Consider the following 24,070-nt stretch of genomic DNA (forward strand, 5'->3'; position numbering starts at 1 on the left):
CCAGCTAAAAATATATTTTTTATAACTGTTTTTAGGAGCATTTTTATTCCTAGAGTTACAAAAATAACAGCCGTATTATACAACAATGATAAATAATTGAAAGAAAATTAGCTGCTAATTCAACTGTAAAAAATTAGTAGTTTTATTTGCTGTTTGTCAATAACTTGCTCTGAATTATATTTGCTATTTGTAAATTCGATTTTGTTAAAATGAGAATAGCAAAAATATAAAACAAAAAGCATCTATCGTAAAGTTACAATCCTAATGGAGTTATTCTAGCGATGCAATTAAACGAATTGGTAACACCTCAAAGTATAGAAGAAGAAGCATGGCAAGCACTAGAAAAGTCAATACTTTATTATCAAGGTCGTCCTATTGGGACTTTAGCTGCCTATGATCCATCTGTTGAGGCGCTTAATTACGATCAATGCTTTGTGCGAGATTTTGTCTCCTCAGCTTTAATTTTTTTGATCAAAGGTAAAACGGATATTGTCCGCAATTTTCTAGAAGAAACTTTAAAGTTGCAGCCTAAAGAAAGGGCATTAGATGCATACAAGCCTGGACGAGGTTTAATACCAGCTAGCTTCAAAGTTGTAACAACAAATGGACAGGAATATTTAGAAGCAGATTTTGGTGAACACGCGATCGCCAGAGTCACACCAGTCGATTCCTGTTTGTGGTGGCTGATTTTGTTACGTGCTTATGTAGTCGCTACAAACGATTTTTCTTTAGCCTATCAACCTGAATTCCAAAATGGTATCAGGCTAATTATGGAAATCTGCTTGGCGAATCGCTTTGATATGTACCCAACACTGTTGGTTCCAGATGGCGCTTGTATGATTGACCGTCGTATGGGTATATATGGGCATCCTCTAGAGCTTCAAGTTCTATTTTATGCGGCCTTGCGTGCTGCACGCGAGATGCTGATTTGCAAAGGTAATCAAGATATTGTGGCAGCAATTGATAACCGCTTGCCGCTTTTATGTGCCCATATTCGTCAGCATTATTGGATAGATATTAATCGTTTGAATGCCATTTATCGATTCAAGAGTGAAGAGTATGGCAAAACAGCCGTTAATTTATTCAATATTTATGCAGATTCTATTCCTTATTATGAATTAGACAAGTGGCTGCCCAGAAAAGGTGGTTACCTAGCAGGTAATGTAGGCCCATCGCAATTCGATACTCGTTTCTTTACACTTGGTAACTTAATGGCTATTATTTCAGATCTCGCCACTGAAGAACAGTCACAAGCAATTATGGCTCTCATTGAGGACAGATGGGAAGACATAGTGGGAGATATGCCAATGAAAATATGTTTCCCAGCTTTGGAAAACGAAGAGTACAGAATTGTCACCGGATGTGACCCCAAGAATATACCTTGGTCATATCATAATGCTGGTAGTTGGCCGGTTTTAATGTGGATGTTTGCCGCAGCTTCAGTGAAAACCAACAAAACAGGTCTCGCCAGAAAAGCTATTGAAATTGCACAATCACGTCTGATCGAAGATGAATGGCCAGAGTATTACGATGGTAAGAAGGGGCGACTGATTGGTAAACAAGCTAGGAAATACCAAACTTGGACAATTGCTGGATTTCTATTAGCAAAAGAACTGATGGATAACCCTAATTATTTACCATTGGTTAGTTTTGAGAAATTATCACCAGAATCGGTTTCTAGAGCCTGTGAATTTGAAATTGGCAGTGTAGATCCATTGTCTCGATAGCAAATATAGATTTGTGTTTTGTATATTGAACCACAGATAAATGCAGATGCACACCGATATTTATCCGTGTTTATCTGTGGTTAGTTTTGGTATAACTTAATCTAAAATAAAAAACTTTGAATAATTGATAAAAATAGTAATAAAGTAAGCAAATTGTCCAAAATAAACAACTTTTTAAAAGCCCTTATGTAGCAATATAGGGCTTTTTTTATTTCCGAAATTTATCTTGATCAAGAGTTAAACAATATATCATATAAGAAAATGAGGGAGATAAAAAACTTGGTTTCTCCTGAAAGAATGGACGGTGGGATATTGTCCTGCATTAACTATGGCAATAAGCTAAGTGACTTTATATCCATCGTTAAAGAAAAAAGCATTGTAGAAGATAAGACCAAGAGTATTATCTACTGCCCAAGCCCAATCACATGGAGTGTTTTTTGCAATGCAAACAGAGAATTTAGCCGAAAAACAGGCATGGAAGCTACTAGAAAACTCAATTCTTTACTATCAAGGTCGTCCCATAGGAACTGTAGCTGCTGGCGATTCATCACAAGCAGCATTGAATTATGACCGTTGCTTTGTCCGGGATTTTGTACCTTCAGCCTTACTATTTTTGATTCAAGGTAGATATGATATTGTCCGTAATTTTCTGGAAGAAGCGTTAAAGTTACAGCCTAAAGAAAACCAATTAAATGCTTACTCGCCTGGTCGAGGTTTGATACCAGGAAGCTTCAAAGTTGAAACAATAAACGGGGAAGAATTTTTAGAAGCAGATTTTGGTGAACACGCGATCGCTAGAGTAACAGCAGTTGATTCTTGCCTATGGTGGATTATTATTTTACATGCCTATGTAAAAGCCACAAAAGATATAAATTTTGCCTTGCAACCTCATTTTCAGCAAGGAATCTTGTTGATTATGGAACTCTGCTTGGCGACTAGATTTGATATGTACCCAACATTGCTTGTTCCAGATGGTGCTTGTATGATTCACCGCCGTCTGGGTATTTATGGCTATCCTTTAGAAATTCAAGCGCTATTCTATGCAGCATTGCGTGCTGCTCGCAAGCTATTAATTTGTGCAGGCGATGAAGAGATTGTCAGAGGAATTGATAACCGATTACCGCTATTAAGAGATCATATTCGTCATCATTATTGGATAAATATGAATCGTCTGAATGCAATTTATCGCTTTAAAGGTGAAGAATATGGGCACACAGCAGTCAATCTATTTAATATATACTCAAACTCAATTCCTTATTGTAACCTAACTAGTTGGTTGTCAAAACACGGTGGCTATCTGGCAGGTAATGTTGGCCCATCCCAGCTAGATACTCGCTTCTTTTCACTGGGAAATTTGATGGCTATTATTTCTTCTCTAGCTAGTGAACAGCAATCACAAGCAATTATGAATCTCATTGAGGAACAGTGGGAAGACCTAGTAGGAGAAATGCCGATGAAAATATGTTTTCCAGCTTTAGAAAAGGAAGAGTACAGAATTTTAACTGGATGCGATCCTAAAAATATGCCCTGGTCATACCATAATGGTGGTAGTTGGCCAGTATTAATGTGGTTGTTAACTGCTGCTGCTCAAAAAACAGGTAGAACAAGTATTGCCAAGCGCGCCATTGAAATTGCCCAAATACGCCTCACTAACGATCAATGGCCAGAATATTACGATGGTACAAGGGGGTTATTAATTGGTAAAAGAGCCAGAAGATATCAAACCTGGACAATTACTGGATTTTTATTGGCAAAAGAACTGATACGAAACCCCGCTCATTTAGAATTAATTAGTTTTGGAGAATTTGATTTAGATAGCGCTTCCCAAATTTGTGAATTGTAATTTTTAAGTTAGAGAGTAACATCTAATTTGTAGCTATAATAACCATATTTGCAAGTAATAAATTAATAATTGTGTAGGTGGGCATTGCCCACCCTACGAAGTATTCACCATATTTTCATGACAAACCCCCGTCAAATAGCTTTTCTGGCACTGCGAGACGTTCACAAAGGGGCTTATGCTGATGTTGCCTTAGACCGAGTGCTGCAAAAAATTAACTTGCCAGATATTGAATCTCCTTTAGAGGCGCTGCGCGATCGCCGTTTGGTGACAGAATTAGTTTATGGCTGCGTCAGAAGGCAACGCACCCTCGACACCCTCATCGACCAACTCGCCAAAAAAAAATCCCACCAACAACCAAAAGACCTCCGCACCATCCTCAATCTAGGCTTATACCAACTGCGCTATCAAGAACGTATTCCTGTTTCAGCTGCTGTTAATACCACCGTCCAACTAGCTAAAGACAATGGCTTTTCTGGTCTTACTGGTTTTGTAAATGGGTTGTTGCGGCAGTATATTCGTTTGGTAGAAGCATCACCAGATCCTTTAGAACTGCCAGAAAACCCAGTGGAACGCTTGGGAATTTTACACAGCTTTCCTAACTGGATTATTCAAGTGTGGTTGGAACAGCTTGGTTTGGCTGAGACAGAACAATTGTGTGAATGGATGAACCAAACACCAACAATTGACCTGCGGATTAACCCTCTTTGCACTTCAATAGACAAAGTTGAAGCCGCGCTGCAATCGGCTAATGTTTTAGTGAAGCGTCTTCCTCACTTACCTCAAGCTTTACGATTGATTAGTAGTACTGGGCCAATTCAAAATCTACCTGGTTTCAGCGAAGGTTGGTGGATTGTACAAGATAGTAGCGCTCAATTAGTAAGTCATTTGCTTGACCCTCAACCAGGTGAGGTGGTGATTGATGCTTGTGCTGCACCAGGGGGTAAAACAACCCACATTGCTGAGTTGATGGGAGATAAGGGTGAAATTTGGGCGTGCGATCGCACTTCTTCGCGTCTGCGTAAGCTTAAAGAAAATGCTCGAAGGTTGAATTTGCAATCTATTAAAATTTTCACTGGCGATAGTCGTGAACTTTCGCAGTTTAACAACGCTGCTGATCGCGTATTACTTGATGCACCATGTTCTGGTTTGGGAACCCTGCACCGCCATGCTGATGCGCGTTGGCGACAGACACTAGAAACTGTTCAAGAACTCTCAAGCCTGCAAACAGAATTGCTATCGCATACCTCGACTTTTGTTAAATCAGGTGGTGTACTAGTCTATGCAACTTGTACGCTGCATCCAGCAGAAAATGAAGCTGTGATTAAAAAATTTTTAGCTGAGTACCCTAATTGGAAGATAGAGCCTCCTAATGTTGATTCGTCTTTCTCTACCTATTGCACACCGCAGGGCTGGTTGAAGGTTTGGCCTCATCAACAGAATATGGATGGCTTTTTTATGGTGCGCTTAAGAAAAACTAATAATTCCGAGTGATTACTGTTTGCGATTGTACTATTTGATGGAGGTTGGTATCTTCCAAAGGATGCACCATGGTTAATGATTCTGATGTCAAAAATTTAGTTAAAATCCTGATTGGCGCGGCTTGGATTGATGGCAGAATTCAGCCAGAAGAACGGCAGTACCTGCGCGAGATAGCGCAAGCAAAAGGACTAGCTACCGATCCAGAGATTAAGCCTTGGTTGTACGAATTGGTTCCTGTGCAGCCAAAAGAATGCTACAACTGGGTGAAAGATTATTTAGGTGATCACCCCAGTCTTGAAGATTGCGAAAATCTGATTGAAGCTATCAGTGGCTTAATTTATAGTGACGGTGAAGTAGCGATTGAAGAAGCCAGACTTTTGACAAAGTTACAGGAGTTATCCAAGGCAAGCGAATCACCTCAACCAGCCTATAACGCGCTGCTCAGACAAATCCAAAAGCTCTATCGACGTTGGGTTGAGGTTCAGAATTAATCATAGTCAAAAGTCTATAGTCTAAAGTTGATTGACTATAATGACAATTGACTATTGACTACTTATGACTTCGGTTCACCCAGACCCGGAGTTTCTTCTTTATTAACCTTAGGCACAAAGTCAGGACGCTCTTTGCTTTCCCAACCGGCGGGACGTTTGGAGTTGTACCAAGCGATGGAACCAATGGTTACAGCAGCAATAAAACCCAAGACATAAACCAAGGTGAAAGCCACAGGAAAATGGGGGCCATCTGCTGCTTGTGCGGCTGCTTGCATGAATAAAAGCATGAGTATATTCTCCTAATGTTAGGTAACGCTGTTTAAAAGAGTATAAAACGAGCGTATCACCACCTTACATCCCCCCCTAGTTTGAACCGTTTAATTTCGGTTTTACAGGTAAACTCTCATAAACAAATATTTTAGGTGAAATTTCCTTGGCTTGATTTACCTGAGATCCGCTAGCAATATTAACTTGGTTTTTTGGCCTCATTCTGAGGAAGATGGTTTGAGTCTATCCCGCCAAGAAGCCTGTCTTGGGGAAGAACTTGCGGAACTAGAGGCGTTATTGCCTAAAGAGGAGGATGCTCTGACAGACCTGCGAGGCGAAGGAGCATCTGATTCTACTCGCCTGTTGCGCCTTCTTGGGCTAGATGAGCCAGAGTCAGAGTTCCTAGCAGATTCTTCGCTGCGAACCCGCCGCCGCCTTCTATATGAAGGTGTTTCATCAGTTTGTTGTTGAGAATAACGTCTTCGCCGTCTTGGAGTATTATCTTCTTGTTGCTGCTGTTGATAATATCTGCGTCTTCTTCTAGATGGACGCTCATCCCTGCTCAATGTTTCCTCATCATTAGAGGAAATAGCCTTATTCAAAATTTGTTTAGGTTTCAGGGGCTTCGCCTTGATTGTGCCTTTGCGACCATCTAGTTTGGGTCGTGCGGGAAACTTTTCTACTGGCATTTCTTTTACGGCTTTTTCCATAAACTCATGCCAAGTGTAAGCAGCGCTACCGCTACTACCCCAAGTCGGGCGGTTGTCATCATTACCTAGCCAAACACCTGTAACTACTTGGGGGATGTAGCCAATAAACCACAAGTCGCGGGCTTCATCGGATGTGCCAGTTTTTCCCGCCACTGGTCTATCACCTAATCGAGCAGCAGCACCAGTACCAGCTTCTACAACGTTACGCAGCATCCAAGTCATGATAGCAGCACTGTCAGCGTCGAGCGATCGCTTGGAGCGGAAATCAGCTGACCAAATCACCTTACCCTGACGGTTGAGGATACGGCGAATTCCATGAGCTTCTGTGTGCAAGCCTTGAGTGGCAAAGCTGCCATAAGCGCTAGTCAACTCTAAGAGATTTACTTCATTAGAGCCAAGTGCTAAAGAATAAGTGGGCTTGAGTTCTGATTTAATCCCCATGTCATGGGCAAGTTTAATCATTGGCTCAAATCCGACATCAATCAAAACCTTGACCGCAATTATATTAATGGAACTAGTAAGGGCATCTCGAATGCTCATCGAGCCGCGGAAGCTTTTACTGTAGTTTTTCGGTTCATAACCATCTACTACAAAAGGTGCATCCAGATAACTATTGTAGGGACTCTTACCACTGGCGATCGCTGTGGCATATACAAACCCTTTAAAGGTCGAGCCTGGCTGACGCTGGGCTTGAGTCACACGATTGAACTGATTTTTACCAAAGTCTTTACCCCCCACCATTGCCTGAATTTCACCATTGCGGGGGTCGATAGCAACCATTGCAGCTTGTTTAAAGTTCTCCCAGCGTCCTTGATTGCGTAAGGTTTTGGCAACTGCTTCTTCTGCCAACTTTTGCCAAGTTGGGTTCAGGGAGGTTTCCACCACTAAGCCCCCTGCTGCTAACACATCAGGAGAAACATACTTGGGCAATTCTTTCTGAATGTAGGTAGAAAAGTAAGGAGATTCTACTTGGAGTCGCTTGGGTAAACTGCTATTGAGGGTTAGTGGTTCCTGGCTGGCGCTTTGCCTTTCGGCGGCGGTAATCATGCCATCTTCTTGCATCCGCTGCAATACTAAATTTCGCCTAGCTTTAGCAGCTTCAGGATTTTTCTCTGGAGAGTAGAGACTGGGGGCTGGCGCTAATCCAGCGATAGTAGCTATTTCTGGTAAGGTGAGTTGATCCACTGATTTGCTGAAGTACACCCACGCTGCATCAGCTACACCATAAGCTCCAGATCCCAAATACACCAGATTTAAGTAACGCTCAAGAATCTGATCTTTGGTTAATTCGTCCTCCATCTTTTGTGCTAGACGGACTTCTTTGAGCTTACGCCAGATGGTCTTCTCTTGTTTGAGGAAGAGAATTCGCGCTAGCTGTTGGGTAATGGTACTACCACCTTCAACTACACCTTGCGATCGCAAATTATTTAATACCGCTCTGACTATTCCCTGAGCATCAACTCCATCGTGTTGCTGAAATCTTCTATCTTCTGAGGCGATGAAGGCTTTTTTGAGCTGATCTGGTATTTCTTGGAGCTTGATCTGTTCTCTGGCTGTTTCTCCTTGCTGTAGCAAGATAGTATCATCAGCAGCTTTGATGGTTAATGTTTGCTCCCGAATAACGGCGTTCAATTCAGCTTTATCCGGCAGAGTGCGGTCTATTGATGTAATACCGTAGTTGAAGGCGACGATTCCGCCACCTACACCCAAAGCAGCCCAGAACCAAAGGCGACGATAAAACGGTTTATCGCTGCCGGCGAGTTTGGCAATTACCCCAGATGATACGTTTTGCATCTGGCTCAGTACCTGCCTTTTCTTCACCGACTTTTTTGGTGGTAAGTTCTGATTTACAGATTCCTCGTTTTTGAGATGATTACCAGGTGACAATCGCGGTTTCTCCTTGCCAGACGCATTTAAAACAGTTGATTGTTGCTTGAACTAGGAGGTCAGTTTCCCCACGTCAGTTCCTCGCTCAAATGTAGTTGCCACCTAACCACCAGCCAAAAACTTCGGGGTTAGCGTACCACGTTTGTGTTAGTATAATATCCCATAAATAAATAACAAAATTAAGTATAAAAGGATGATTTTTGAGAATTCTTTAACTTTCATCCCGTAAAGATTAATACAGAATTATAAATAATTATTCGCAGTATAAAAATTATGTTATTAGCAACTAAAATTCTGCCATGAGGCAGAGGTGTAGGCACGAGGAGAGCAAGATGTTCAAAACTGGCGCGATCGCTCCTGGCGTTGGCGCAGCGATCGCTCTTGGTAGTAATATGGGTGATTCTCGTGTAATTTTAGAAGCAGCTATAGAAAGTTTAGCCACAACACCAGGTATTGTTTTAGAAGCAAGATCCAATTGGTATAAAACTAAAGCTATAGGCCCGCCACAGCCAGATTACTTAAACGGCTGCGCCATACTCAGAATATTCATGCTACCGCAGCAGCTGTTGGAAAATTTATTAGAGATTGAACAAAAATTTGGGCGTGTTCGCCAAGAGCGTTGGGGGCCACGCACCCTTGATTTAGATTTATTGTTATATGATGACGTAATTGTACACACGCCTACTCTGCAAATTCCCCATCCCCGAATGCGTGAGCGAGCCTTTGTACTGGTTCCACTGGCAGAAATCGCCCCTAATTGGATAGAACCACTTTCTGGATGTGTTATTAAAGATCTGGTTAAAGAGGTAGACTGTTCTGATGTACATTTATTGATGGGCAATTAAGATTACGACCCATAAACGTAGAAAACTTCTGAATTGTACAATCAGCCTCAGTGTGCGTCTGTGTATCTAGAGAAAATATAATTTTACTATGCCATTAGGTAGAGAATTACCACAGCTGCTGAAACAACGCTTATTTTATAAAGGTCGCAAGTTTAATTTTGAAGTTAATCGCTTGCGTTTACCTAATAAAGCAGAGGGAGAATGGGAGTGTATTCGTCACCCTGGTGGCGCTCTAGCTGTGCCCGTAACAGCAGAGGGTAAGCTCGTATTGGTGCGCCAGTATCGTTTTGCAATTCAGGGAAGAATATTAGAATTTCCCGCAGGTACTGTAGAACCTAATGAAGACCCTTTAGTAACAGTGCAGCGTGAGATTGAAGAAGAAACTGGTTATCGTGCCCATAAATGGGAAAAATTGGGTGAGTTTTTCATAGCTCCTGGCTATTCTGATGAAATTATCTACGCTTTTCTCGCTCGTGATTTGGAAAAGCTAGATACACCACCAGAAAAAGAGGAGGACGAAGATATTGAAACCGTATTGTTCACTCCCGAAGAACTGGAGAAAGCTATTTTAGGAGGTGAACTAGTAGATGCTAAAACGGTTTCTAGCTTTTTCTTGGCTCGTCCTTTGTTAGTTTGATGCCGATATGCTCATAGAATTAGCTATTGGCGATGCCTACGGTGGAGGCTTTGAATACGCTAACGAAATGAGCATCTATAACGATTTGAGTCGATACGTTAAGCATCTACGTCATCGACTCATCGCAGGAAGCTACACAGACGACACACAGATGAGCATTGCTATTGCAAAAGTGATTGTCGCACAGGCTCCTTGGACACCGTAAGTATTAGCTGATAGCTTCATTAATTGCTTGAAACGCGATTGCACAGAAGGTTACACTGGTAGTTTCTACGAGTTTCTAGTAGCAATCCGTGATGGAGAAGAGTTTTAGCAAAAATTCGTCCCGACAGTGATAAAAGCGGTGCTGCAATGCGTGTAGCACCAATAAAATGATTGCATGAGCGAACTATTACAAGATTGTGTTGCTTTTACAGGGAATATAGATACGGTTGGTACTTACCCCATATTCCCTACTTACTACTAATCGACTCTCAAGCTTGAGGCTATATACCAGCAGAAAAATCAAATTGATAGTTCGAGTTTGCTAAGAAAGGAGAATTGGAATAGCCTTCTTTACTCATGGTGTTTGATATCATATCAGGATGGCTAAGAAGATTTTTGACATCACTACCGATTCCCGCTCCACCAATTTGCAGAGATTGTAGATCATTGAGGATGTCAAAGTTCCAGTCTTGATTACCAATATATGCTTTGCCATCATCGCTGGTTTCAATAGCATTGCCTAGGATCTTGTTGTCACTACCACTGGGCCTGTTGCCGTTACCAAGGACATCATTACCACTACCACTGGGTCTGTTGCCGTTACCGTTGATAGTATTATTATCACCTGTCTGCCAGTTGCCATTGCCATTAGTAGTGTTGCCAATACCAAAGTACCAGTTGCCATTACCATCAGCAGTATTGTTTTTGCCATAAAACCAGTTGCCATTACCGTTGGCGGTGTTGTCATTACTAAAGAGCCAGTTGCCATTACCGTCAGCAGTATTGTTTTTGCCATAAAACCAGTTGCCATTGCCACTACCTGTATTGCCATCAGTGCTAGCACCAGTTTTACTAGATTCTAAATCTTTGAGATCGGATATCCAGTTGTCACTATTGTATGGAACAGATAGACCTTGAGGTGCTTTTGGGAGGTCGGTCGAGGCGGTAGGAGTGCTACCACTTGGCAAGTTTGCAGGACGGCTGTTGTTACCTTGACTACCACCTGCAAAGGGGTTGCTACCACTATTAGTATTAGATGAATTACTACCAAAGCCAAGGACACCGATTAATTTAGCGAAGGGACTGTTATCATCCGGAACTAAACTTCGAGGGTCAGCAGTTCGCGTATAGTTGTAGGTGTACTTGCCGTCCTCACTGGTGGTAGATACGTTTCCACCACCACCAATCATGAAAGGATTACCACCAGCAAAGGGATTGTTAGCACTACCATTAAAGGATGGGCCGCTAGCGAAGCTATTGTTATTAGAAACATTACTGGGAATATAACCAGCAGGGGGATTACCGCTAGCGAAGGCATCAGTTAAAGTTAGCTTTTCACCTTTATCAGACACCCATTGACCATCTGTATAGTACCAATTTCCATTCCCTGAAATATTGTTCTCAGCCATGAGAATTGCTCCTTACTATTGCTTACACGAATTCATTATCGATATTGGCAGCAGTAGCACAAACTGAAAGCAGCTTGTTAATGCTGTCTTGTTAAATAAACCTGTTAAAAAAATATTAGTAATTCAAATCTATTTGGTAGAAATTACGGACTATCACAAAAATGTTCAATAAATATTTAATTTAAAATACTTCTTGTAAACAGTTAGCTAATAAAGCTTTTTTCTCTAACTCTGTTTGAAATTAAACTGATTTTTATGGCAAGAAATTAAATCTGCAAAATTAATGATGTCTTAACAAATGGTATATAAAACAACGTACAATTTGTTTAGTGGTTGTATAGCGATTATCTCAAGCAATACGCTTTTAAATGCGAGGAGAGAACTGTAATCTACTTACACAAAAGAGAATACTAAATTGCCATATAAGTTGAAATGAAAAATTTTTCGATTTTAGTGGTATTTCTTTTGTTCTACTTAGAGGATATTTTAAAAGTCGGAGTGAGCTAGAAATTATGTAAGTCATTCAACCATAATTTGTATCATGGCAACATAACTGTTCCCATGCCAAATTGCTACGGTGTACTCTACTCATTCGCTCACAAGGTGTTATTAACCACAAAAGAAGTGATTAGCTTTGTGAGCTTTCTTACAATAGCCCTCCATTTTTAAAACATCCTTTTATAGCTACTGTTAACTTTATTCATCTACCACAAGAATAAATTTTTATTTTTGACTGATAGCAAAAAGTATATCGGTGGATAGAAATAGCTAGTTTTTAGCTATTTCCGGTTTGTAACTAAGAAGTTTTAAACCTTATTTAATAACTTCTTAATCTGCAAAAGTCAACGTTTTTTGTGGATAGTTCTTATGTAACTATTTTTTAGATTGGCGTTTGATTTCTTAAGAAAATAATTAGCGCTGCGCCACTTCTAATAAAAATATTTATTTTTGTAAAAACGAAATTTTTTTGCAAAATCAAAGGAGCTAAAACTTATATGGCTAAGAATGTCATCATTATGATTGGCGATGGAATGGGATGGGAACCCGCCCGCGCTAGTGCGATCGCCAAGCAGATTCAGTCAGGAAACACTGGTAATCAACTCAGTGATTTTTATACTGAAGGTAAAGGACAAGGTTTGAACTTTCAAGGGCTGGAAAACTATGCCCTGTCAACAACTTATGGCACGACGATCGCCAATCAGCAAGGCACATTCAGTACAGGAAATTCTGCATTGCTCAATAGCGATGAGCTAGTCACAGGCCCTATCCCACAAACCCCAGCTGGCCCGCCAACTGGGGCTAATCCCATTCGTCCTGATTTTGAATTTAATCCAGCATTTAACCCAGGAACCAAAGCAAGTGGTGGTGCAACCATAGCGGAAGGGGCCCAAGGAAACTTAGTGGGCTACGACCCAGAGCGTGGTGGCCCTGTTCCTTGGATTGCTGGTAACGACCCAGAATATATCAAGTACAGCTATCCTGATTCTGCAAACACTGCGACAACGCTGTATACCGGGGTTAAAAGCTACAATAATGCGGTTGCTGTAGATATATTTGAACAGCCTCTAGAAACAATTCTTGCCACTGCCAATAAATTAGATAAATCGACGGGTCTTGTCTCATCTGTTCCAATCGATCATGCAACACCCGGCGCGGCTGCTGCTAACGTGAATCGTCGTGGCAAATATGATGAGGAATTTCCAGGGATAGATAACATCCTGCAACAAGAGCTTCGAGTTTATCAACCAACTGTTTTGTTAGGGGGTGGGCATCCGCTTTCCAGTGTGGATGAAGCTGCATTGCCAGAAGGAGTTGAGCCTGACTTTACCTACATCACGCCAGAAACCTATCAAGAACTGAGTAATAATCCCAACAGTAACATTTATGGTTACTCTTTCTTAGAGCGTGGGCCAAATGCAGCCGAAACCCTTTTGAATACAGCCAAACAAATCGATCCGGAAGCAGGCGATCGCCTCCTCGGTTTGTATGGTGCGCGTGGACAAAATGGTAATTTGCCTGTACAAAGTGCTGACGGCGATTATGGGCTGACAGGCTTAGACCAATTTTCCCTCTTCACCACAACGTCTGGAGACGCAACAGATCAAATTCCCAATCCTGACACCGAGCGACCTCTAGCTCCTGGTGAAACGGATGAACAATTTATTGCCACTGAGCGTAATGAGAACCCAACACTGACAGATCTCACCACAGCTGCTCTTGATGTTCTAGAAGAAGATCAAGACGGTTTCTGGTTGATGGTGGAAGGCGGTGATATTGATTGGAGTTTGCACGATGACAACCTCGACAATTTGGTTGGAACGACATTGGAGTTTGATCGTGCAGTTGGCAACGTGATTGATTGGATTGAGAACAATGGTGGATGGGAAGACAATCTTCTGATTGTCACTGCTGACCATGACCACTATTTGACACTCAATGAGAATTATCCAGAGTTGCTGCGGCAACAGGGCGCAGAAAGCTTAACCTATGAAGCGCATACCCCGTCTGACGCTGGGCATTACTTCGGCTCTGACCCAGATATTAAATACGGTTGGGGATCTCATACTAATCGCCCGGTTCCCGTTTATTACCAGGGGGAAGGGTCTGAAGTTCTAGATAGTTTGGTTGGGCAAGGCTATGAGGCATACGGAGAGAATATTCCTGGCATCGAAGGATTGGTAGATCAGGTTCACATTTACCAAACGATGTATTCTGCCATCACAGAAGGGGCAGCACCTGTTCCTCAGCCTCCTGTTCCTGAAGCACAACAAGAAACTGAAGAGCCTGCACTACCATTCGAGTTAGCGACGGTAGGTATTCCTACTCTAGTAGATGGCACAAATGGCATTATCTTTGGAACCAGTGAAAATGATGTGTTTGATGCCTCAGTTAGTGGTGGTAACAACCGTGTTTTTGGACGAGATGGTGATGATGTTTTAATTGGCGGTAGCAACGATCGCCTTGCTGGAGACAAAGGTAATGATATTCTGTTTGCAGGTAATGGTGGCAATTTCCTGACTGGCGGCGAAGGTCGAGACCAGTTCTGGATTGCCTACGGAAGCGTTCCAAACAGCGGCAACTTGATCGCTGATTTTGTTGCAGGTACTGACGTGATTGGCATTGCAGGCTTGTCAGGAGTTAGCGAGTTTGAAGATCTCAGCATCCTTCAAAGTGGTGCAGATACTCGCATTGTAGTGTCTAACCAGGCGATCGCAGTTCTCCAAGGAGTTCAAGCCAGCATTATCGACAGCAACAGTTTTGTCTTTGCATAAACTGCCGTTCTTTTAAAAAGCTTGCTTTTCCTATTTCTCTGAAACAGAGAGCTAGGGGAGGACTTCAACTATTCTTCAAACAGTGAGAATTACATCGCTCAGAACTAGCGAAGTTTTGCTAGTTCTGAGCCTCTTCGACTTTTCAATTTGTATATACCGTTGTGAAGGTTGGCAGCTTGCTAGAGAAACTTAACGGGAAAATTCAGGTTTTTCTTCCGGTAGTAAAGTAGTTTCATCACCAACTTCATCAGCATTTATGGGGTTGGCTAGATTCAAATGGGGTTTGATAATTAGACTTACTCCAATTGCCCAGGCTATTGCAACCATCCAGCCTGCAAGAATATCACTGGGGAAGTGAACTCCTAAGTAAAGCCGTGTCCAAGCAATAGCCAAGACATAAAAACTACCGAAAAGAAGAATCAACCAGCGCCTGGGGTAACCTCTGCTCAAAATTAGTAAAACTATTACCAGCGTCATACTCGTCATTGCATGACCACTGGGAAAGGCATAATCAAACTCAGGCGCACCCGATACCCACAGTTGCGGACGCACTCGATGCATTAATTCCTTAGCGGTGCGGTTGATAATCACACTCCCCAATGTAGTGGTGAGCAAATAAGCTAGCGATCGCCACCATCGCCTTTGCCATAATATGATGGCGATCGCACCAAAAATAGGCAAAGCAGTCCAAAACGAACCCAACTTCGTCAGTATCACCGCCACTACATCCAATTGTGGTAGTGCTTGAGAATGAATTGCTAGTAGTATGGGCACATCCCAAGGAAACCCAACTGCATTTTGCCATACCTTCACTGCCAAAATTTCAAAGAATTGAAAAGGTAAATAAACTCCGATTAATAGGAGCAATAAAGAACGCCAATGGGCAATAAGTACGTTTTTGAGAAAACTCAGCAGCGAACGGCGCTCTTTAGTCGTTTGTTTCACAGTTCTATGATTTTTTATTGGTTCAATTCCACAATAAATATTAATTTCAGGCAAACCCTCTAATTAAAGACTGACTTTTATAGATATAACTTGCGATCAGTAGCTTAGTCTACCACTGAGCTAGAGTTTGCCTGTATTGCTGTACTCTTGAATTAGGTAAATAAACTGAATGTACCTCTTTCATAGATAATGAACAAACCTAAGCCAATCAATACAAAAGGAACAAAATGTTTACTATAGCGATTTAAAACATAAACAATGGTAGCGTGACGGCTTAAAAAGTAAGCGAGCGCACACCAAACTCCTACCATGAGTAAAAATACAATTATAATCACCCCCAAGCTGACAAGGTTCTGACCAGCAAACAAGGGTATATATATACTAATATTGTCACCACCATTGGCAATTGTTACTGCTGCTACTTTATAGGTTTGAGGATGCAGAATACTCAAAATAAAAGACAGTATAGAGTTACTAGGTGAGGGCTGTTTAAAATTAGGAGTTACTGTTTGTACTTCTGTAGTTTCTGTTTTCCGATCTAGTAATTGTTTAAGACCAATTGCTATGGGTAGTATTCCTAGTAATCCAATCCATTCTCGCTGGACTACTAAGCCACCAAAGAATCCAGGTAAGCTAGCAATAATAATTGCTGCGAAACCAAGGTACTGGCCAATTAAGATATGCCGCCGCCGGAAGTTACTATCTACTTGTGAAAAAAATAGCAGTAAGATAAATATGTCATCAATATTTGTACCGATAAAGGCAATTATCCCTTCAATAAAAGTTGTCCCAAGCTGACTCATGGTGTATGGTTAAAATATACAATTTACACCATACCAAATTAATCTCCAAAAACTTCCGTAATGAAGACTTTATACTAATTTTCTAAAATAATGCCAGAACTTACGCACTCAGATCCCCCAACCCCCTTAAAAAGCGGGCTTTAGACGTTCCCCCCTTTTTAAGGGGGGCTAGGGGGGATCGGGGTTTCAGGCTTGGGTGCGTAAGTCCTAAATGCTATAAATACAAACTTGAAAAGCCAGATTAAATCTGACTTTTTTAACTACTAATTACGTATTGTTATTAGTCCTCAAGTTAGGGGCTAAAGACGCATTGACCTTTCTTTTAAAAAGTAAAGCCTTAAGCTTAGTAAAGCTAACTGCTAGTTGTTTTTGCTTGACAATTCTGTTAAAAAACGATTGCAATGCCAATGAGATTAGTAAACATTAGAGAATCAAACCTTGCTCAACCATTCACTTTCTTGTGGATCTCTAAATAGTGAGGTACTAAGGTAGCGTTCTCCGAAGCTAGGCTGCACCATAACGATGAGACGACCCGCATTTTCTGGTCGCTTTGCCACTTGGATTGCAGCATATAAAGCAGCACCAGTAGAAATGCCTGAAAGCAATCCCTCCTCTTTTGCTAGGCGGCGGCTATAGACCATCGCCTGCTCATCTGTAACCTCAATTACCTCATCGACCAACTCCGAACGGTAAATTGCTGGCACAAATCCGGGGCCGATTCCTTGAATTTTGTGTGGCCCTGGTTGACCGCCTACTAACACCGGACTGTTGCGTGGTTCAACTGCGATCGCTTGGAAAGTCGGCTTGCGTTGTTTAATAACTTCTGATACTCCTGTAATCGTCCCGCCAGTACCTACTCCTGCCACAAGAATATCCACCTGTCCATCTGTATCATCCCAAATTTCTTCTGCTGTAGTTTGGGCGTGAACTTTGGGATTGGCAGGGTTGCGGAATTGCTGCAACATATAGGCATTAGGCGTTTTAGCGACAATTTGCTCGGCACGAGTAATTGCCCCTCGCATCCCTTCTACTCCTGGTGTTAACTCTAATTGAGCGCCATAGGCTTTTAGCATTGCCCGTCGTTCTTGGCTCATCGTATCAGGCATCGCTAGAATGAGATGGTAGCCTTTAGCTGCTGCGACCATTGCTAAAGCAATGCCTGTATTACCGGAGGTCGGCTCCACTAAAATGGTTTTTCCCGGCTGAATCCAACCCGCTTCTTCTGCGGCTGACACCATGCTGACACCAATTCTGTCTTTTACAGAAGAGGCCGGGTTCATGCTTTCTAGCTTCACGACAATTTGAGCAACTGCGCCTAAGGCTTGGGGAATCTTATTTAATTGAACTAAAGGAGTTCGTCCGACTAACTCTGTGATATCTTTCGCTATACGCATAAGGAATGTTTTGTGTGGCTATATGTAATACATCGGACTCTGCTGTGCGCGAGCCTCTCTTTGCTGGCATAAGTCTTGGAGCGTATAGCTTCTTAAAAGCTCTATACAAGCAGTATTAGCTTGCTCCCAGATTTCATGAACCAGCCTTCTTTCTAAAGTGGAAACCTCAGAACTATCTTTCTCTTTGCGCTCACCTTCCACCACAGTGACAATCTCCAGTAAGGTAATCTGCCAAGGCTCCCGAATTAACACAAAACCTCCTTTAGAGCCGCGTTGACTCTGCACTACACCAGCACGCCGTAGGTTGGTCAAAATTTGTTCTAGATAGCGTTCCGGTATGGGTTGCTTGGCAGTGATCTCACTCATAGTTAGAGGAACTTTTTTTCCGTGGTGGCTTGCTAGCTCTAAAAGTGCCAGCAGTGCGTATTCAACTTTGGAAGATAGATCCAAAAGAGCGTAGTTTTGGCTATTCAAGTCTCTAATCAATATACTACGGTGCATCGGGGGATTTATCGTATTTTAGGAGAAGTTTACTTTTTTTCCAAATATTCGGATGCGATCGCATTCGATTACCCATAAAATGGACATAAATTTATCGATTTACCGTAGATTATCTGATAAATTTTCACAAATAGTTTCATCTTTTGGAGAAATTGATTGGAGAGTGCTGATAGTGAGTGCTAGTGCCCAATGCCCATCAACGAAGACTAACTAAATTGATGTATGTTACTAACTGATTTGCGAACAATTTCCGAGCGCGATCCAGCAGCTCGTAACTGGTTAGAAGTATTGTTCTGTTATCCTGGCCTGCAAGCCCTACTATTTCATCGATTAGCACACAGGCTGCATAAAATGGGAATGCCTTTTATACCGAGGTTGATTTCCCATCTCAGCCGGTTTTTTACTGGGATTGAAATTCACCCAGGAGCAGTGATTGGCAAAAGCGTGTTTATTGACCACGGTATGGGAGTCGTGATTGGAGAAACGGCGATCGTGGGCGACCATGCTTTGATTTATCAAGGTGTTACCCTTGGTGGTACTGGTAAAGAAAGCGGTAAGCGCCATCCTACTTTAGGTAGCCATGTAGTTGTAGGAGCAGGCGCAAAAGTATTGGGAAATATTCAAATTGGCGATCGCGTCCGCATCGGAGCCGGCTCGGTAGTACTGCGAGATGTACCCAGTAATTGTACTGTCGTTGGTATTCCCGGACGTGTAACTCGTCAGAACAACTCAAATGGTGATGTTTTAGCTCACGGTAAATTGCGAGATGTGGAAGCTGAGGTCATCCGCGCTCTATTTGAACGAGTTAAAAATCTAGAAAAACAGCTTGAGCAGTTGCACACCGAGTCAAATTTTTCTTTAACCCAAGTAGACACTGAAGAACTTGACAGCATTAATGGCAATAGCGATCGCGTCATCGAAGAGTTTCTTGATGGTGCTGGAATCTAACTATCGTAAATAAAGGTAGATGGGTTAATGTACCATCGCAACCCTGTACAGACGTTACATACAACGTCTCTACAACTTCTACCCTCTGCCTTATCAAGCATAGGCAGGAAAAATTTTAGTATTCTTAGGTTTCACATAGACGCGCTGATTTTGTTTTAGCTGGAGTTTCTGAAACTGCTCCCGGCTGAGTTGTGCATACACTCGCTGTCCCAATTCCAAAAGCAATTCCACTCGAATTTCCCAACCTAGATGAGTAATCTGATCAACTTTAGCAGGTGCAGCATTTTCAACTACTTGGGTTTGAATGAGAATGTCGTGGGGACGTAAAAATACCTGATCCGTTGGAGAGATGGAAATATTGTCTGGTTTGATGCCAGAGTTCCCAGGTAGAACATTGACCGGGCCAATAAAGCTCATCACAAAAGGTGAGGCTGGGTAATCATAAATCTCAGCTGGAGTGCCAACTTGTTCTACTCGGCCTTGATTCATCACTACAATCTCATCAGCAACTTCCATTGCTTCTTCTTGGTCATGAGTAACAAATACGGTCGTCACATTGACATCCTCATGCAGATGTCGCAACCAACTCCTCAATTCCTTGCGGACTTTAGCATCCAATGCCCCAAAGGGTTCATCTAAAAGCAAAATTTGTGGCTGAACTGCTAGGGCGCGCGCTAATGCTACCCGTTGTCGTTGACCTCCAGAAAGTTGGGAAGGATAGCGATCGCCTAAGCTGCTTAATTGTACCAACTCCAAAAGTTCTGTTACTCGCTGCTTAATTCTGTTTTTGGGGGCTTTGCGGAGTTCCAGCGCAAAAGCAATATTTTCTCGTACTGTTAAGTGCCTAAACAAAGCGTAATGCTGAAATACAAACCCTATATGGCGTTCCTGCACGCGCTTGTGAGTAGAATTTTCCCCAGTTAACCAGATTTCACCAGAGTCAGGTTTTTCTAATCCCGCAATTATCCTTAATAATGTTGATTTTCCTGAGCCAGAGGGGCCTAATAACGCTATCAATGAGCCAGTTTTAAACTCTAAACTCACTCGCTCAACAGCACGGAAAGAGCCAAATTGCTTGGAAATATTCTCTACTGCAATACCCATAGACTCTTGAAAGCTAATATATGTATACTACGATTAGCTTATCGGAAAATAGTACAATATACAATCAATACAATAATGAACTTTTACGGATCTACTACCAGTCAAGTAAATAAATATACTAAGCAAATTTTGACTCGCAGGTCGTTCTTATCAGATCACAAAACTATCCTCTGGAAGATTGAAACAGGGTTTGTTCGCACTTTTACCTATTTAGAAGATGGCACTACTGTAGCTCTAGGATTATGGGGGCCAGGAGATATCGTTGGTAAAGCTTTATCAAGCTTAGAACCTTATCAGATAGAATGCTTAACTAGAGTAGAGGCGACAATTTTACCTCTAGATGAATGGCATCAATCTACAGAAACTTTGCTAGCACACATTAAACAAGCTGAAGAATTAATGGTTATTCGTAGCCATAAAAAGGTAGAAACCATGCTGATTAAATTATTAGCATGGTTATCTAAAAAGTTTGGTTCAGAAGTTGAAAAGGGACGTTTAATCGATATGCGTCTGACTCATGAAGACCTTGCTGAAATGCTAGGTTCAACTCGCGTGACAATCACTCGTATTTTAGGACAGTTTGAGCAAGAAGGCTTAATTGACCGTCTTACTCTACATCGAATTGTGCTACGAGAAGAAGACATTTGGTATTATGAAATTTAATCGAATCAAACTTAAACAATCTTTCAATTTGCATTGTTAATAAATAAATAGGCTTAATCTTGCCTTCTGCCCCCTGCCCTCTGCCTAAAAATGAAACATATTAACTTTTTTCGAGTCAACCCACTTAAATAAGGCATCTAGATAATTTTTTGTATCTAAATCTAACAATGCCAGCCATCGCCATCTACATTTGGCTTACCTATGATTGTGAGATTGAGATGTTCAAGATAAACCAGACCACTACAGATTTGCGGCACAGTTCCTCTCAGTTGCAGGTCAAAATATCCCTCTCGATCTGTGTTTGCTTGTAGCATTGCTCGAATAATGTTAACAACCAAGCCATGATTAGAAGTTAGCCGAGAAATAATTGGCTCCTTTAAATAACAATTAGAAATATATACTCGTAGACGAATTTGAGTAATATTGCTTTTTTCATGAACTGATGGAACCAGAGAAAGTCTGGTTGTGGCTTGAAGTTGAAAGTTATTAAATGCTGTCATTGGATAATCAGTTAATCTTTGAAAGAACATTTCACAGTAAGCATTCTGTTTCAGGAAAGGGTTCCTTCAGCGCTATAATGGCGATCACCTGACACACTAGACCAATCAGGCCAAATCGGTAGCCCCAGTTTTTCTAGGTAACTTAAACTAGAACGCAATTGTCCGGTTCTCCCCCACAGATCCAAGTCAAACCAGCCATCATGCTGCATATCAGGTGTGAGTAAAGCACTGGTGATGTTGACTGTTAACCCATAACGCGAAACTAATTCACAAATCACGGGTTTCTCGTAATAAGTTTTCAAAATGCACACTTGTAGGCGTAGTCGATTGGCCTGTCCTTGAGAAATCCATTGCTGGAATCGTTCTGGATACTGAGTTGTGAGTGATTGAAATTCTCTAGAAGTCAGTTTATTTGTTGGATTTGGGAAAGGCTGGGAGTTTTGATTGAGTTGAATATGATTAGCGATCGCCACCTGTACTAAATCCACACCCAACCCTTGCAGGTAGGATAGGCTATTCGTTAGTTGTTCAGGATTTCCTAAAAGTTCTAAGTCAAAACAACCATCGCTGTCACTACCCGATACAAAGGAAGCCGCTGTGATATTGATTTTTAAACCATACCGAGACATTAGCCGGGAAATGATCGGTTGCGTTTGATAACGCTGAGGTATCGAAATCCGGCTGTGGACTGGGGCTAATTTTTCAAAATTATTGGCAGACATTGCACTAATTCCTAATAGCAATCGGGCTGTTTACGGAAACTGCAACAAAGACAAGCATATTAGGGTTTAAAAACTGCGATCGCCTTAACTTTGCCCGACTGGATATGAGTCTCATGGTGATTCTCCTCTTATAGGCTGCCTTAACTACTGTAAATCTATCTGAATACAGTATTTAAATTATGTAAAGGAGAATGCCATAAAAACTACAAAAAAACAAGGCGTAAATCCTCAGAAATCTTCAGCGTTGGAAATTTAAATGTCAAAATGGGTGCGATCGCCCGATACACAGATAGGGAAAATAGCACAGTAGCTGTCATAGCAGTGAAATATCCACAGGCCATAAGCCCTTGTAGTACACATATTTTTGTACCAGTCAAAATATCGCCCTAACCGACATCCCGCCCAGAAGTGATACCAAGTTGCAATCAAAAGTAGCAACTGTCATTGCGAGCGAAACAAAGTGGAGCGAAGCAACCTCCCCTAACGAAAGATTACTACAACAGAACGCAACTTGGCATGAAGTTCCAGGCATAGCCGCGAATTCTATTCGCCAAGGCTTAAGTTGACACGTATGAACATTGTTGTGTCCTTAAAATAATCTGTACTTGTAATTTTAGATGTTGTTTGAAAAGTGGTTTGCTGCAATTTTAGGCACTTATTGATCCCCCCTAGCCCTGCTTTTTGAGGGGGAATCCGGAATCAAAGTCCCCCTTGGAAAGGGAAATTTAGGGGTAGCTAGAACGCTTTATTACTCACAAATTGCTAAATTGAATCACACGTAATTGCTGTATAACTATTTAGTAATTAAACGATTTTAAGCGGTAACTTAGCTGATTATAGCTTGATATTTCGGTTAGGAAATTATTGTTGAGGGTAGAAGAGGCGCGCCTGACTTAAAACCATATTCCACGCTTAATTAACATACCTTCAGTAGCTAGAAAGCTTGCTGTGATTAGGTTATTTCATGATTTTTATTCTTGACTGTGGCAAAGTTGCACTGAAAAATATCAAGTTTTTGTGACACGATGCGGAATTCGAGTAAACCGATGTGATGACTAATTTAGTACAACACAAAACCAACTTAACAATTCACTAGTTTTACAGGAGAGCGAACAGTCATGAATACTCAAACATCACAGCCAAAAGTCCTGGATTCTCAGACATTACAGCAGCTAAAAGATGAGATTAAACAGGCAATAAACGAGAGCATTCACCACTCTAATATCGGCAAAGTACTCGAAAAATATGGTATAGGAGACAATGTTATTAAATTTGAATACAGTCTCGATCTAACTAAAATTCAAGTTAGTGATGCTGAAGAAAGCCAGCAAGTCCAAGAACTTATGCCAGCAATTTCCAAACCAGAAATGAAGCTAGTAGAATGCAACTTGTTTTGGTGCCAAACTTGCTGTGTTGGTGGCTGCTGGGCATGTATGTAGACTAAAACTCACACTAATTTTTTGAGGTAAGTCCTAAAATCTCTAAATATCAAATTTTCCAATTTCTGCATTCTCAGTTATCTATAGATAATCACAATAGTTTGTAAGAAAATTAGGATTGAAAATCGGAATTTGGGGAGCTATATCTCACGGTAAGCTGCAACGCGTTTAAGCAGCCAGCAAAAAACCGTAAAAAGTCAGCTTTCACTATAAATGCAAGTATGGGTTACATTTACTAGCTCAACTTATAAGATAAACGCAGAATGTTATTATTCTAATT

Annotated in this window: 21 protein-coding genes; 11 read left to right on the forward strand and 10 right to left on the reverse strand. The window is 41.5% G+C overall.

The genetic code is table 11. The features are described 5' to 3' along the window. Nucleotides 1-281: 281 nt before the first annotated feature. From AC5JL8_RS11840 to AC5JL8_RS11855, 4 genes are all read left to right on the forward strand, one after another. Nucleotides 282-1,727, forward strand: a complete 1,446-nt coding sequence (locus AC5JL8_RS11840; protein WP_495879975.1) for a glycoside hydrolase 100 family protein — start codon at nucleotides 282-284, stop codon at nucleotides 1,725-1,727. Nucleotides 1,728-2,169: 442 nt separating this feature from the next. Continuing rightward, nucleotides 2,170-3,570 (forward strand): glycoside hydrolase 100 family protein, encoded by a 1,401-nt coding sequence (locus AC5JL8_RS11845; protein ID WP_495879976.1) that lies wholly within the window; start codon nucleotides 2,170-2,172, stop codon nucleotides 3,568-3,570. 117 nt (nucleotides 3,571-3,687) lie between these two features. After that, a complete protein-coding gene (locus tag AC5JL8_RS11850) occupies nucleotides 3,688-5,061 on the forward strand; it encodes a 16S rRNA (cytosine(967)-C(5))-methyltransferase (RefSeq protein WP_495879977.1) in 1,374 nt (457 codons plus the stop codon). 56 nt (nucleotides 5,062-5,117) lie between these two features. After that, nucleotides 5,118-5,540 carry a tellurite resistance TerB family protein gene (locus tag AC5JL8_RS11855; protein WP_495879978.1) on the forward strand — a complete coding sequence of 141 codons (423 nt, stop codon included), beginning with the start codon at nucleotides 5,118-5,120 and terminating at the stop codon, nucleotides 5,538-5,540. Between the two features lie 62 nt (nucleotides 5,541-5,602). Here the strand turns inward: AC5JL8_RS11855 and psb35 are convergent, their stop codons facing one another. Beyond that, nucleotides 5,603-5,827: a photosystem II assembly protein Psb35 gene (gene psb35, locus AC5JL8_RS11860; protein WP_495879979.1), complete on the reverse strand. Its 225-nt coding sequence runs from the start codon at nucleotides 5,825-5,827 to the stop codon at nucleotides 5,603-5,605. Nucleotides 5,828-6,025: 198 nt separating this feature from the next. Then, on the reverse strand, nucleotides 6,026-8,404 hold the full coding sequence (locus tag AC5JL8_RS11865; RefSeq protein ID WP_495879980.1) for a transglycosylase domain-containing protein: 2,379 nt from the start codon (nucleotides 8,402-8,404) through the stop codon (nucleotides 6,026-6,028). Nucleotides 8,405-8,736: 332 nt separating this feature from the next. On the opposite strand from AC5JL8_RS11865, the gene folK reads away from it, so the two are divergent. From folK to AC5JL8_RS11880, 3 genes are all read left to right on the forward strand, one after another. Continuing rightward, nucleotides 8,737-9,249 (forward strand): 2-amino-4-hydroxy-6-hydroxymethyldihydropteridine diphosphokinase, encoded by a 513-nt coding sequence (gene folK, locus AC5JL8_RS11870; protein ID WP_495879981.1) that lies wholly within the window; start codon nucleotides 8,737-8,739, stop codon nucleotides 9,247-9,249. A gap of 88 nt (nucleotides 9,250-9,337) precedes the next feature. Beyond that, nucleotides 9,338-9,886 (forward strand): NUDIX hydrolase, encoded by a 549-nt coding sequence (locus tag AC5JL8_RS11875; protein WP_495879982.1) that lies wholly within the window; start codon nucleotides 9,338-9,340, stop codon nucleotides 9,884-9,886. A gap of 7 nt (nucleotides 9,887-9,893) precedes the next feature. Next, the gene (locus AC5JL8_RS11880) at nucleotides 9,894-10,091 is read left to right on the forward strand and encodes an ADP-ribosylglycohydrolase family protein (RefSeq protein ID WP_495879983.1); all 198 of its coding nucleotides are present in this window, start codon (nucleotides 9,894-9,896) and stop codon (nucleotides 10,089-10,091) included. A 280-nt stretch (nucleotides 10,092-10,371) separates the two neighbouring features. On the opposite strand, the gene AC5JL8_RS11885 is transcribed toward AC5JL8_RS11880, so the two are convergent. Beyond that, the gene (locus AC5JL8_RS11885; RefSeq protein ID WP_495879984.1) at nucleotides 10,372-11,499 is read right to left on the reverse strand and encodes a hypothetical protein; all 1,128 of its coding nucleotides are present in this window, start codon (nucleotides 11,497-11,499) and stop codon (nucleotides 10,372-10,374) included. Between the two features lie 995 nt (nucleotides 11,500-12,494). On the opposite strand from AC5JL8_RS11885, the gene AC5JL8_RS11890 reads away from it, so the two are divergent. After that, on the forward strand, nucleotides 12,495-14,771 hold the full coding sequence (locus tag AC5JL8_RS11890) for an alkaline phosphatase (protein ID WP_495879985.1): 2,277 nt from the start codon (nucleotides 12,495-12,497) through the stop codon (nucleotides 14,769-14,771). Nucleotides 14,772-14,960: 189 nt separating this feature from the next. Here AC5JL8_RS11890 and AC5JL8_RS11895 read toward each other — a convergent pair whose 3' ends face one another. From AC5JL8_RS11895 to AC5JL8_RS11910, 4 genes are all read right to left on the reverse strand, one after another. After that, on the reverse strand, nucleotides 14,961-15,716 hold the full coding sequence (locus AC5JL8_RS11895; protein WP_495879986.1) for a phosphatase PAP2 family protein: 756 nt from the start codon (nucleotides 15,714-15,716) through the stop codon (nucleotides 14,961-14,963). Nucleotides 15,717-15,868: 152 nt separating this feature from the next. Further along, nucleotides 15,869-16,519, reverse strand: coding sequence for a cadmium resistance transporter (locus AC5JL8_RS11900; protein WP_495879987.1), 651 nt, complete (start codon nucleotides 16,517-16,519; stop codon nucleotides 15,869-15,871). Between the two features lie 431 nt (nucleotides 16,520-16,950). Further along, a complete protein-coding gene (cysK, locus tag AC5JL8_RS11905) occupies nucleotides 16,951-17,913 on the reverse strand; it encodes a cysteine synthase A (protein ID WP_495879988.1) in 963 nt (320 codons plus the stop codon). A gap of 18 nt (nucleotides 17,914-17,931) precedes the next feature. Then, on the reverse strand, nucleotides 17,932-18,414 hold the full coding sequence (locus AC5JL8_RS11910) for an RrF2 family transcriptional regulator (RefSeq protein WP_495879989.1): 483 nt from the start codon (nucleotides 18,412-18,414) through the stop codon (nucleotides 17,932-17,934). A gap of 222 nt (nucleotides 18,415-18,636) precedes the next feature. Between AC5JL8_RS11910 and cysE the strand changes: the two genes are divergently transcribed. After that, on the forward strand, nucleotides 18,637-19,362 hold the full coding sequence (gene cysE / locus AC5JL8_RS11915) for a serine O-acetyltransferase (RefSeq protein ID WP_495879990.1): 726 nt from the start codon (nucleotides 18,637-18,639) through the stop codon (nucleotides 19,360-19,362). A gap of 93 nt (nucleotides 19,363-19,455) precedes the next feature. On the opposite strand, the gene AC5JL8_RS11920 is transcribed toward cysE, so the two are convergent. Beyond that, complete coding sequence (locus AC5JL8_RS11920; protein WP_495879991.1) at nucleotides 19,456-20,466, reverse strand: sulfate/molybdate ABC transporter ATP-binding protein; 1,011 nt, start codon at nucleotides 20,464-20,466, stop codon at nucleotides 19,456-19,458. Nucleotides 20,467-20,541: 75 nt separating this feature from the next. On the opposite strand from AC5JL8_RS11920, the gene AC5JL8_RS11925 reads away from it, so the two are divergent. Beyond that, nucleotides 20,542-21,129, forward strand: coding sequence for a Crp/Fnr family transcriptional regulator (locus AC5JL8_RS11925; protein ID WP_495879992.1), 588 nt, complete (start codon nucleotides 20,542-20,544; stop codon nucleotides 21,127-21,129). A 161-nt stretch (nucleotides 21,130-21,290) separates the two neighbouring features. Here the strand turns inward: AC5JL8_RS11925 and AC5JL8_RS11930 are convergent, their stop codons facing one another. Continuing rightward, nucleotides 21,291-21,629, reverse strand: coding sequence for an NIL domain-containing protein (locus AC5JL8_RS11930; protein ID WP_495879993.1), 339 nt, complete (start codon nucleotides 21,627-21,629; stop codon nucleotides 21,291-21,293). Nucleotides 21,630-21,679: 50 nt separating this feature from the next. Further along, nucleotides 21,680-22,351, reverse strand: coding sequence for an NIL domain-containing protein (locus AC5JL8_RS11935; RefSeq protein WP_495879994.1), 672 nt, complete (start codon nucleotides 22,349-22,351; stop codon nucleotides 21,680-21,682). 1,118 nt (nucleotides 22,352-23,469) lie between these two features. Here AC5JL8_RS11935 and AC5JL8_RS11940 point away from each other — a divergent pair. Next, entirely contained in the window at nucleotides 23,470-23,790 is a 321-nt protein-coding gene (locus tag AC5JL8_RS11940) for a hypothetical protein (RefSeq protein ID WP_495879995.1), read from the forward strand. Nucleotides 23,791-24,070: the final 280 nt, after the last annotated feature.

It is taken from the genome of Mojavia sp., from assembly GCF_059505145.1.